The organism is Actinacidiphila sp. bgisy160 (genome assembly GCF_057707815.1).
In genome coordinates this window covers 20,492-32,092 of record NZ_JBYIQW010000072.1, presented here as the reverse complement: position 1 = coordinate 32,092, position 11,601 = coordinate 20,492, and the positions used below count along the sequence as shown (strand labels likewise).

Here is an 11,601-nt window from a genome sequence, read left to right as displayed (position 1 = left end):
TTTTTTTGTCTCCCCCCCCCCCCCCCCCCACAGCCGCGGCCTGCTCGATCTGACCAAGCGCGTCCACGGCGGCGAGCCAGGACCGCGGCTGCTTCCCGTCGTGTCGGACCGGACCCGGGTGGTGCTGGGTCCCATCAGCGGGCCGGCGGATCAACCGTGCTGGATGTGCGCGCAGTTGCGGCTCTCCGCCAACTGCGACCCCCGGCTCGCGGCGGACTACTGGCGCGCCATGGCGGTCGGTCCGGCCGCGGGCGAGCCCGAGCACGGCAGCGCGGTCGCCCGGAGCATGGTGGGCAACGCGGTGGCGTTCGAGATCTTCCGGCTGGGCAGCGGACAATTGCAGCCCGACGACCAACGGCACGCGGTGATCCAGGACCTGACCACGCTGGAGTCCCGGCGTGAGCGGGTGCTGCCGCATCCGGGATGCCCGCTGGGACACGCACGGGTGGAGCCGGACGGGGACGGTCCCACCCGGCCGGCGGATGACAGCGAGGCCTACGGCCGGGCGGCCGTCCTGGTCTCCCCGGACGTCGGCGTGATGTCCGGATGGGCTGACGAATCGTTCAAGCAGATACCGCTCAAGATGGGCCGGGTGCGGCTTGGCCCCGCCGGGTCGCTGACCGACGGGCCCCGCGAGATCGCCGCGTTCGACACCGACACGATCCTGGTCGCGCGGACCCGCGCGGTGCGGGCGGCGGTGAGCTGCTACGTGGGCCGGCTGGGACCCGTCGGGGCGGCGGGCCCGAGCGCCGACGAAGCGGCGGCCTTGCTGCCCGCCGGGCGGCTGGAGGTGTTCGGCGGCCTGGCGGGGGAGCGGGAGTGGCCCGGGGGCGCCACGACACCCGCGGTGTCGCTGCACGACGGCAGCACGTGGCGCGTGCCCGCCGCGGCCGCTTATCCGCTCTCCCCGGCCAACGCCCGGTTGCGCTTCGAGCCCACCTCGGCGGGTGCGGCGGCGGACTGGACGCTCGAGGCCGTGCGGGAGCAAGGACTGTGTTCGGCGCTGGCCTACCGCGGCCTGGTCCGCGCCCTGACCCGTGAGGCCCCCGCCACCCGCGTGGGCGACTTTCTGCTCGCGGGCGACGACGAGGTGGCGTTCGCCCTGGGCAGCCTGCGTCACATCGGCCGCGAGGCCCGGGTGTACGCGCTGCCCGGCGCAGCGCCCGCCTTCACGGTGCTCGCCGTCGTCGAGGGCGGCGAGGAGCGGGCGGCCGACTGGGCCGTCGGCTCGGCCCTGTCGGCGCGGGACGCCCTGCGCGACGCGGTGCGCGACGCGGTAGGCCTCGCCGTCAGCCGGCACTACGAAGGCACGCCGGCGGACCCGGGCGACCCGCTGATGGCCGATCTCGACCCCAGGGCGCTCCTGGAAGGCGAAGGCGTCGCGCAGTGGTCCCTCGACGAGCCCGCGACGCCGGTGCCCCAAGCGCTCGCACGGCTCGACGCGGACGGCACCCGCGCGCTGTTCGTCGAGACCACCACGATCGATCTGCACGCAGTCCGAGGAATGGTCACCGGCACGGTCCTGCTCGCCGCGCAGTAGGCGACCCCGGACTGACCCGCGCCCGCACCGGGCGCGCCACGGTTCCCGGAACGACCGTTCCGGGGTGACATCCCCACCACACCCATGGGAAGGATCGCCATGTCAGTTGAGCTCAAGGACGAGCTGAGCGCTCTGGAGAGCGCGACGTTCGAGATCGAGGAGATGACCGACGAGTCGGTCGAGCTGGCCTGGTCCAGCTCCAGCTGCTCCTGCTCCAGCTGCTGCTCCTGCAGCACCAGCTCCTGCTGCTCCTGCAGCTCCAGCACCAGCTGACCGCCGGCCGGCTGATCAGGGCGGGTCGCCCCGGTCTCCGGACGGACCGCCCGGCGTGACGAGTGCAGCTGCTCGCAGGGCCGGCACCCTCGGCCGTGCGAGCAGCTGTTTCACCCACCCGCGTACCAATGAGCGTCTGAGTGGACGGATGACTTTGTGGTGTCGAACGCAATGACGGTCACGGCAGTCTCGGATGATCCATGGGCACGGGCCGCCGATGTCCTGCGTGCTCACCTGAACGGACAGGCTCCCGCGGGGGTCGAGGTCGACGTCCGGGTACTCGGACTGCCCGAGGCGGCCGGAGGGCAAGGACCGCCACCGGCGGACGGACTGGTCTACCCGGTGCGCCTGTACGCGGGGACCGTGCTGCTCGGACCCCTCCACCGGGCGGACGGGAGGAGCCGGCCGTGCGGCCGGTGCCTGGACCGGCGCTGGCTGGCGCTGCGCCCGGTCGAGGAACGCAGGGCCGTCGAGGACGGCGCCGATTTCGTCGCCGGCGGTGAACCCGGCCTCGTGCCGCTCGTGCTGGACCACATCGCGCAGCTCGTGGCCGCGGAGACGGCCGGCGCCGAGCTGCCGCCCGGTGACCGGCGGATCGGCCGGATCGTCGAGCTGCGGACCCGCGACCTGACCGTCACCCGCCACCAGCTCATCGCCGACTCCGAGTGCGAGCGGTGCGCCACCCCACTGCCCGACACCGCCGAGGGCGCGGTGCTGCCCCTGCGGGCACGGCCGAAGTCGAGCCCGGTGAGCTACCGGGGAGCCGCCGCGGGTGACCTTCCCTTGCCGGTGGGCGGATACGTCAACGAGGTCTGCGGAGCGCTGGCGAGCGCGGCCCGCCGCGTCTACCAGTGCAGCGCGACCCTGCCGGTCAGCGGCTACTTCCGGGTGCGCAGCAAGTACGACTTCCACGAGATGTGGTGGAGCGGCCAGTCGCAGAGCTCGGTGAGCAGCGAACGGTACGGGATGCTGGAGGGGCTGGAGCGCTACGCGGGCCAGTTCCCGCGGGCCAAGCGCCCGACGGTGTACGCACGTTACCGCGACCTGGCGCCGGACGCCCTCGACCCCGCGGCCCTGGGTGCGTACCGGCCGGAGTTCTACGCCGGACACCGTGACTACTACCAGCCGTACACCCCCGACACCCCCACCCACTGGGTGTGGGGCTACTCCTTCGGCGGACGGCGGCCGGTGCTGGTGCCGGAGCAACTGGTGTTCTACCTCGACCGCCGTCCGGACCGGAAGTTCGTGCAGGAATGCTCCAACGGCTGTGCCAGCGGCACCAGTACGGAGGAGGCACTGCTGCACGGCATGCTCGAACTCATCGAGCGGGACGCCTTCCTGCTGTGCTGGTTCGCCGGGGCGAGGCTGCCCGAGATCGACCAGGCGACCATCGTCGACGAGGAGATCCGGTTCGTGCTGGACCGCGTGGCGCGGCTGGGCTACCGGATGCGCCTGTTCGACATGCGGGTGGACGTCCCCGTACCCGCGGTGATGGCGGTCGCCGAGCGGCTGGACGGGGGGCTGGGCGCCCTGTGCTTCGCGGCCGGTGCCAGCCTCGATCCCGTCGAGGCGGTGCGTGCCGCGCTCTCCGAGACCGCCTCGTACATCCCCGGCATGGACGAACGGGTGGCGGCCAAGCTGCCGGCGCTGCGGGAGATGGCGGCCGACTACGACCGTGTGCACGAACTGACCGACCACGCCCTGCTGTACGGCCTGCCGGAGATGGCGCACGTGGCCTCGTTCCTGCTGGACGCCGCGCCGGCCCGGTCGATGGGCGAGTTGTACGGCCCCTGGCTCGCCCAGCGGCCCGCGACGCTGGACCTGGCCGACGATGTCCGGTTCGTGATGGAGCGGCTCCGGGACGTGGGCAGCGACGTGGTCGCCGTGGACCAGACGTGCCCGGAGCAGGACGGCACCGGCATCCGCACCCTGTGTGTGCTGGCGCCCGGACTGGTGCCGATCGACTTCGGCTGGGAGCGGCAGCGCGTACTGGGCCATCCGCGGCTGCGTGCCTACCTCGACGGCCGCCTGGCCGAGGTCCACTCCCGCGCGGAGGGCTTCGGCCCCACCGGCCTGAATCCCAGGCCGCACCCCTTCCCGTGAGCCGTTCCCTGTGACCCGTCATGCGCGGACGGGCCCCGATCGTGGGCCGGACACGTCCGGCGAAGGAGGAGAGTCCGTGTCCGAGGACCGAACGCAGGTCGTGAGCGACTATGTGGAGTCGGTGTTCCGGCGCGGCCGGGAGCCGATGGAGCCGGTCGGTTTCACCCCCGACTGGGAGGACCAGCCGTCACGGCACAAGACCTACCTGGGAGTGCGGCGGTTCCCTCTCCCGCCGGGCGTCGGCCGGCCGCTGGCGCCCACCGCGGACGTCGTCCTCGAGGAGCCGCCGCCCGGCCCGGGGCCGCTGTGGACCGCCGGGTCCCTGGCATCGCTGCTGCGGCTGTCGTGCGGAGTGCTGGACCGCAGGCTGCGGGTGAACTGGAACCAGGACAGCCACGTGCGGGTGCTCTACCCGGAGGCGCTGTGGGGCCGGGGCAGCGCCTCCGGCGGGGGAATGTACCCGCTGGAGGTGTACTGGGTGGCGGGTCCGTCCGGTCCGCTGACCCCCGGGGTCTACCACTATGCGACGGCGCACCACGCGTTCGAGCGGCTGGTGGCGGGCGACCTGACCGCCGAGGTCCGGGACGCCTGTGCCGGGGCCGGGACGGCGGACGGCTTCCTCCTGGTGACGGTGCGGTTCTGGAAGAACGCGTTCAAGTACAACAGTTTCTGCTACCACGTGGTGACCCAGGACGCCGGTGCCCTGCTGGGGTGCTGGGAGCTGATCGCCCAGGCGACGGGGCGACGGCTGCCGCGCGTGCTGTGGTTCGACGACGAGCGGCTCAACCGGCTCCTGGGGCTCGTGATGGACGAGGAGAGCGTGCTGGCCGTCGTCCCGCTGCCGTTCGGCCCGCCAGGCGCGGGCGCGGGCGCGGACCCGAGCGCCGGAGCGTGCGGCACCGCGGGCCGCGGCGGTCCGGTCGACCGCCCGAGCTTCGAACGGTCTGCGCGGACCAGGACGTTCGAGCAGGTGCGGCAGGTGCACCGGGCGGTCCTGGACGACCGCCGTCCGCGCCCCGACCCGGCGATGGCGCGGCGCCTGGTGCCGCTGCCACGGGAGCTCGGCGGCGAGGTGGAGCTGCCGCGGCCCCTGGCCGGCCGGCTCGGCACGGACCTGGGCGAGGTCCTGCGCGGCCGGCGCACCAGCTTCGGCTCGTTCGTGGGGTCCCGTCCGCTGGGCCTGGACGAGTTGGCGACCGTGCTGGCCGGCACCGTGTCGGCGCAGAGGTACACCGCGGATGTGGTGCCCGAGGACGCCGGCCTGACCGGGCTGTACGTGCTGGCGAACCGGGTGGCGGGGCTTCCCGCCGGGAGCTACCGCTACGACGCGGGCGGCAGGCGGCTGCAGGTGGTGCGGCAGGAGCCGATCGCCGGGACGCTGCAGCGCAGCTACTACCTGAGCAACTACAACCTGGAACAGGTCGGCGCCGTGCTCGCGATCTCGGGCCGATGGCGCAGCACTCTGGAGGCCTTCGGCAGTCGCGGCTACCGCGTGCTGAACGCGGAGGTGGGGGCGCTGTCGCAGACCGCGTACACCGTCGCGGCGGCGCTCGGCGTGGGCTGCGGCGTGGTGCTCGGCTTCGACAACATCGCGATCGACGAGGCGGTCGGTCTCGACGGCAGTGACGAACGCACCTTCCTGTTCGTGCTGCTCGGGCACGAACGCACGGACCGCGCGGACTACGACTACCGGCTGGCATGAAAGGGACGATCCGTGATATCCAGCGCGATACCATCGGCGGCCTCTCCCTCGGAGCCCGCCGCGACTGCGCCGGGTCCCCGACGCGCCGAAGGGGCGTGGCACCTCGTCCCGCGGTTCATGCTGCGGGTCGGCGGGCTGCCCTTCGAGGCCGCCGACGTCCTGGCCACCGCGCAGAGCGCGGCGTGGGCGGACGCCCTGCTCGACGCCCGGCGGCGGCTGCGTGAACGAGGAGCCCGCCTCGCCGATGTCCTGCAGGAGCGCATAGCGGACTGCCTCGCCGACCCGTCGGCGCGCCGCACGCTGATCAATCTGCGCCGGGACGTGTTCAACTCCCGTGTTCCGCGTGGTCTCGCGTCGGCGGAGCCGCTGCTGCCGGCGCAGGATGTCGCGGCACTGCGGGAATGGGCCGCCGAGCGGGAGCGCTGCGCGTCGCTGCAGAGCGGCGGCTCCGGCGTCGTGGCGCGCGAGGTCGCGGCGAGCCGGCGGGAGCTGCGGCGGATCACGGTGGAGACGGATCTGCGCCACGGCATCCAGCTGTCCTCTCCGTCGCTCGACGAGTACCTGGACGGCTACGTGCGGCGCGACGGCGGTCCGCTGAGCAAGCGGGAACGCCGCATCGAACGGTCACTGCTGGAGTACCTCTACCGCACGGCGTGCAAGACCAGCCCTTTCAGCACGCTGACGGCGGTGTCCGCCGGCGGCTTCGAGGAAGGCGCCGGCAGTCCCCTCGTGGCGCGGCTCACCGGCTGGGACAAGGAGAGCCACTCCAGGCTCAACATCGCGGTGCTCGCCCGGCTCTCGGAGCTGGCCACCGTCGACCCGCGGCTCCGCCGCGACCTGCCGGTGCGGGCCACCAGCGGGCTGCGGGTCGACCGCGACCGGGTGCGCTACCTGCGCAAGCTGCGCGGCGCCGACGCCGACGCCGACGCGGCGGTCACCTTGGACGCGGTGCACGAGAGCCTGTTCTACCTGCCCACCGGCGACGTTCTCGCGGACGTGCTCACCGTGTTCCGGGACGACGCCGAGCTGCGGTTCGGCGACGCGGTGGCCCTGCTGTCCGCCATGGGCCCCGACCGCCCGGAAGCGGATGTGGAGGCCTACCTCGCCCAGTTGCTCAGGCTCGGGCTGCTCGTCGTCCCGGGGCTCCAGGTCGACATCCACGACCCGGACCCGGTCGCCACCTACGGCAAGGGCCTGCGGGCGCTGCGCACCGCCTGGGCGGACGACGTCGCCCACCTCGTGGAGCACATGGGCGAGGACGTCGGGCGGTTCGCCGGGGCCGACCTCGGGCGCAGACGCCAACTGCTGGGCCGGATCAAGGAGTCGGCGGCGGCCGCGCACCGGCTCCTGGGCCGGGCGGACCTCCCGGTGCTGCGCACGCTGGTCTACGAGGACACCACGCTGCCCGGGCTGGCGGTGACCGCTGACACGCAGGCGTGGCAGGAGCGACTGACCCCGGACCTCCAACGGTTGGCCGACATCCTGCCGGCCTTCGACGGCAACCTCGTGCGCCGCCTGGTGACCAAGGGGTTCTTCAGGGCGCGATACGGCACCGGGGGGCGCTGCGAGGACTTCCTGTCCTTCGCCCACGAGTTCGGGCAGGACTTCTACGACAACTACAACCAGCGGCTCCTGCGTCACCAGCGCTTCGACGGCACCGCCTTCCGCCCCTACGACAACTGGTTCCGGCAGGAGGACATCACCCGCATCGACCGTGCCCGGGCCGCCGTCGCCGACGAGGTCGCACGGCGACACCGGGACCTGCCCCCCGGGGCCGACCTGGAACTGGACGAGGAGTTCCTCACGACCGTCACAGCGATCCTGCCCCCCTCGCCCCTCGAAGAACTGCGCCCACTGTCGTTCTTCCTCCAGCTCGCGCACCGGGGCACGCAGGATCCGCTGGTCGTCGTCAACCGGGTCTACTCCGGCCTGACCCTGCTGTTCTCCCGGTTCGCACACTGCTTCGGGCCCGGGCTCACCGCGTCGCTGCGCCGGTCCCTGGAAACGATCGCCCCGCCCGGTGCCGTCTTCGCCGAGCTCAAAGGCGGCTACGACACGACCAACCTCAACCTGCACCCGGTCGTCACCCCCTACGAGGTGGTCTGCCCGGGCGAGACCAGTTCCCGGCCCGGCGCGGAGCAGATCCCCGTGGAGGACCTGGTCGTCGAGCACGACCCGGCAGCCGACCGGCTGCTGCTGCGCTCACGTCGCCTGGGCGTCGAGGTGATCCCGGTCTACCTGGGCTTCCTGCTGCCCATGGCGCTGCCGGAAGTGCAGCAGGTGCTGCTGAACTTCTCATACACGAGCATGGTGCAGCTCGACCTGTGGGAGGGCACCGGCCTGCGGGAGACACAGGACGGCCCGCTGCCCCGGATACGGCTCGGCAACGTCGTGGTGCAGCGCAGGTCCTGGCGGTGCGCGGCGGACCGGCTGCCCGCGACGACACCCGGGCAGCCGGACCACGAGTGGTTCCTGGCATGGCGGCAGTGGCAGCGGCACATGGGCCTTCCGCGTCGCGTCTTCGCGAACCCGGGCGGCGAGCACAAGCCCCTGTACGTCGACTTCGACGCCTACCCCAGCGTGCGCCTGCTCGACGCGGCCGTCCGCAAGAGCGCCTCCCCGGTGGTCCTCACCGAGATGCTGCCCGGCCCGGACGAGCTGTCGCTGCGCGACGACCGGAACCGATACGTCACCGAGCTCACGGTGGAGCTCGACAAAATGCCCACGGAGCGGCGATGAACGCCAACGACACTCTCCTCGCAGGCAGCGTCCCCGGCACGCAACCGGACGGGAACGGCTGGATCAGCCTGCACGTCTTCTACGCGGCGAACGCCAACCCCGTGCTGGTGCACTGCGTGCGGCCGCTGGTCGCGCGGCTGCGCGAACAACGCCTGCTGCGCTCCTGGTTCTTCATCCGCTACTGGCTGGAGGGCCCGCACATCCGGCTGCGCCTGCTGCCGGCCGACGCCGCGGCGGCCGGCGAGGTGGCGAGGATCGCCGAGGAGGCGCTCGCCGACTTCCTGCGCCGCCGCCCGGCCCTGTACGAGGAGGACCGCAACGCCAGCGGAGACCTGTACCGGAACATGTTCCTCGCCGAGTACAGCCAGGAACGCTGGGACGAGTTGTACGGACCGGACGGCACGATGCCCTTCCGGGACAACAACAGCGTCGCGCGCATCCCCTACGAGCGGGAGCTGGACCGGTACGGCGGTACCACCGCCATGGAGCTGGCCGAATGGCACTTCGAGAGATCCAGTGACCTGGTGGTCACCCTGCTGGAGAGCACCAACGTCCACGTGCGCACCGTGCTGCTGGGCCAGGCCGCCCAGCTGACGGCCGGTCTGTGCTTCTCCTTCCTGGGGGACCACGGCGAGGTGGCCCGCTTCCTGACCCGCTACCGCACCATGTGGGAGACCTCCTACCAGGAGCCGAGCGACAGCCAGCACGAGCGCTTCGACCGCAGTTATCACCGGATGCGCGACCGACTCGTCTCCCGGCTGCGGCACGTGGGGGACAGCGTCCGCGACACGCCCGGCGCGGCCCCCACCCCGCTGGAGCGGTCCTGGCTCAGCCACTGCGCCGACCTGCGCGAGAAGGTACTCGCCCTGTCCGGCGCCGGCGTCCTGGCCTTCCGCGACGGCGCGGCCCCCGACCCCCAGGCCGCCCTGGCCATCGTCCTCAGCTCCTACGTCCACATGACCAACAACCGGCTCGGCGTGAGCATCCTCGACGAGATCTATCTGTCGTATGTCATGGAAAAGGCGCTGTCGGACATGGCCGCGCAGGAGGTGATGCCACGGTGACCGCACAGGATCTGCCCCGGCTCCGCCAGGAGGTCGTGCTCGGCCCCGCCCTGCGGACCGGCCCGAAGACGGTGCACCACGTCAAGGACGCCCGTACCGGCTGCTACTACCGGGTCGGCCCCCGCGAGCACTTCATCATGGGCCTCATGGACGGCCGCCACACCCTCCAGGACATCGGACGCCGGTACAGCGACACCTACGACCGCCGGCTGGGCCCGGACCACTGGGGGCAGATCTTCACCCTCCTCGGCCGCTACCAACTGCTCGACGGGCATGCCGACACCACGATCCTCGACAAGCTGAGGAAGGCCCGCGAGGACAAGGAGTCCGCGCGGCAAGGGTGGCTGCGGCGGCGCTGGGTGCTGCTCCGGCCCGACCGGCTGTGCGCCGCCCTGGCGACGCGCCTGGCCTTCGCCTTCCGTGCCGGGTTCGTGATACCCGCGCTGATCCTGGTCGCCGCCGTACAGGCCCTGGTCTGGACCCACGCGGCCACCCTCAGCACCGAGGCGGCCCACCAGCGCACCTGGGCGATCTCGATACCGGTCTCCGTACTGCTCGTCTGGGTGATCACCGCGCTGCACGAATTCGCGCACGGCGTGACCTGCCGCCACTTCGGGGGCACGGTCACGGAGATCGGGGTCAGCTGGCGGTTCCCCATGCTGGCCCCCTACTGCCGGACCGACGACATCGTGCTGTTCCACCGCCGCAGAGCCCGAGTGGCGACGGCGTTCGCCGGGGTCATGGTGAGCCTGCTGGCCATGGTGCCAGTCGCCGGATGGTGGTGGCTGACCCGCGACGGTGGTCCGGGCCATTCGCTCGCTGCCGGGGTCCTGCTGTTCGGCAGCGCGGGCTCGTTGCTGAACCTTCTGCCGTTCCTGCGATCGGACGGATACGTGATGCTGACCCACGCGCTCGACCTGGCCGACCTGCGCGGCGAGAGCTACCGGTTCTGGCGGCTGCTCCTGCGCCGGGGCGACCCCGCCGCGCGCGAACGACTCGGCGTCTACCCGGCCCGCGACGCCCGCGCGTACGCCGCTTACGGGCTGGTCTCGCTGCTGTTCGCGCTGTCGGTGTACGGCTGCCTGATGTGGTTGTGGTTCGCCACACTCGAACGCTGGACGGGACCGGTGTGGGCCGTGGTGATCCTCGCCGCCGAGACCGCCGTCGTGGTGGTCCTGGTCCTCGCGGCGGCCCGAGCCCGTTCCGCCGGACGGCAGGCCGCCGATGCGTGACGGCCTCGCGGTCCGCACCAGCGGACTGACCAAGCGGTACCGTCCGGACGCCGGGGTGTTCGACCTCGACCTCGTCGTGCGCACCGGAGAGGTGTACGGCTTCCTCGGGCCGAACGGGTCCGGGAAGACCACCACCATGCGGATGCTCGTGGGACTCGTCCGGCCGACGTCGGGCACCGCCTCGGTGCTCGGCCACCCCGCCGGCAGCTCCGCAGGCCTGCGGGGCGTGGGCGCGTTGATCGAGTCACCCGCCCTGTACCCGCACCTGTCCGGGCGCGACAACCTGCGCGTCCTCGCCCGATACGCGGCCGTTCGGCCCGGCCGCGTCGACGACGTGCTCGAGGAAGTGGGCATGGCCGCGCGAGCCGATGTCGCCTTCCGCGCGTATTCGCTCGGCATGCGGCAGCGGATCGCGGTGGCGGCCGCGCTCCTGAAGGACCCCGCCCTGCTGATTCTCGACGAGCCGACCAACGGTCTGGACCCGGCGGGCGTCGCCGGCATACGGGAGCTCATCACGGGGCTGCGCCGTCACCAGCGCACCGTCCTGCTGTCGAGCCACCAGCTGGCCGAGGTGGAGCACGTGTGCGACCGGGTGGGCGTCATGCGCCACGGCCGGCTGGTCGCCGAGGGCACCGTCCCGGAGCTGCGCCGGGGCGCCGGACACGAGGGCCTGACGCTCACGGTCGATGAGCCGGCACGCGCCGCCGACCTGCTCGCGCGGCTGGCGTCCGTCCGCTCGGTGACCGTGGACGACGGGAAGGTGCGCGTGGCCGTCGACCCCGGCCAGGCGGCGGCCGTCAACCGGCTCCTCGTGGAGAACGGACTGGCCGTCAGCGAGCTGCGCCGGCAGACGGTCTCCCTCGAGGAGGCCTTCTTCGAGCTGGTCGCGGACCAGCCTTCATCGGGAACGGGAACGGAACGCCAGGGAGTGGTCAACCGGTGAACGCC

At 72.5% G+C, this 11,601-nt stretch carries 8 protein-coding genes; all 8 read left to right on the top strand.

All coding sequences use genetic code 11. The annotated features are described in order from the left end of the window. A partial coding sequence (locus tag AC3EUJ_RS33810; RefSeq protein WP_431968253.1) for a TOMM precursor leader peptide-binding protein occupies nt 1-1,540 on the top strand: 1,540 nt, incomplete at its 5' end. Between the two features lie 99 nt (nt 1,541-1,639). Beyond that, nucleotides 1,640-1,813, top strand: coding sequence for a hypothetical protein (locus tag AC3EUJ_RS33805; RefSeq protein WP_018560191.1), 174 nt, complete (start codon nt 1,640-1,642; stop codon nt 1,811-1,813). Nucleotides 1,814-1,984: 171 nt separating this feature from the next. Next, on the top strand, nt 1,985-3,916 hold the full coding sequence (locus AC3EUJ_RS33800; protein ID WP_431968251.1) for a TOMM precursor leader peptide-binding protein: 1,932 nt from the start codon (nt 1,985-1,987) through the stop codon (nt 3,914-3,916). 76 nt (nt 3,917-3,992) lie between these two features. Further along, on the top strand, nt 3,993-5,618 hold the full coding sequence (locus AC3EUJ_RS33795) for a SagB family peptide dehydrogenase (RefSeq protein WP_431968249.1): 1,626 nt from the start codon (nt 3,993-3,995) through the stop codon (nt 5,616-5,618). 117 nt (nt 5,619-5,735) lie between these two features. Beyond that, nucleotides 5,736-8,357, top strand: a complete 2,622-nt coding sequence (locus AC3EUJ_RS33790) for a lantibiotic dehydratase (RefSeq protein ID WP_431968247.1) — start codon at nt 5,736-5,738, stop codon at nt 8,355-8,357. Further along, the gene (locus AC3EUJ_RS33785; RefSeq protein WP_431968245.1) at nt 8,354-9,421 is read left to right on the top strand and encodes a thiopeptide-type bacteriocin biosynthesis protein; all 1,068 of its coding nucleotides are present in this window, start codon (nt 8,354-8,356) and stop codon (nt 9,419-9,421) included. The genes AC3EUJ_RS33790 and AC3EUJ_RS33785 overlap by 4 nt, the downstream gene beginning before the upstream one ends. After that, nucleotides 9,418-10,653: a hypothetical protein gene (locus AC3EUJ_RS33780; RefSeq protein ID WP_431968243.1), complete on the top strand. Its 1,236-nt coding sequence runs from the start codon at nt 9,418-9,420 to the stop codon at nt 10,651-10,653. The genes AC3EUJ_RS33785 and AC3EUJ_RS33780 overlap by 4 nt, the downstream gene beginning before the upstream one ends. Beyond that, complete coding sequence (locus AC3EUJ_RS33775) at nt 10,646-11,596, top strand: ABC transporter ATP-binding protein (RefSeq protein ID WP_431968241.1); 951 nt, start codon at nt 10,646-10,648, stop codon at nt 11,594-11,596. The genes AC3EUJ_RS33780 and AC3EUJ_RS33775 overlap by 8 nt, the downstream gene beginning before the upstream one ends. The last annotated feature ends 5 nt before the right edge of the window (nt 11,597-11,601 follow it).

What these genes read in the sequence shown, in the direction of transcription:
- AC3EUJ_RS33800 (WP_431968251.1), top strand. Translation starts at nt 1,985, where the DNA reads ATGACGGTCACGGCAGTCTCGGATGATCCATGGGCACGGGCCGCCGAT.
- AC3EUJ_RS33775 (WP_431968241.1), top strand. Translation starts at nt 10,646, where the DNA reads ATGCGTGACGGCCTCGCGGTCCGCACCAGCGGACTGACCAAGCGGTAC.
- AC3EUJ_RS33805 (WP_018560191.1), top strand. Translation starts at nt 1,640, where the DNA reads ATGTCAGTTGAGCTCAAGGACGAGCTGAGCGCTCTGGAGAGCGCGACG.
- AC3EUJ_RS33790 (WP_431968247.1), top strand. Translation starts at nt 5,736, where the DNA reads ATGCTGCGGGTCGGCGGGCTGCCCTTCGAGGCCGCCGACGTCCTGGCC.
- AC3EUJ_RS33785 (WP_431968245.1), top strand. Translation starts at nt 8,354, where the DNA reads ATGAACGCCAACGACACTCTCCTCGCAGGCAGCGTCCCCGGCACGCAA.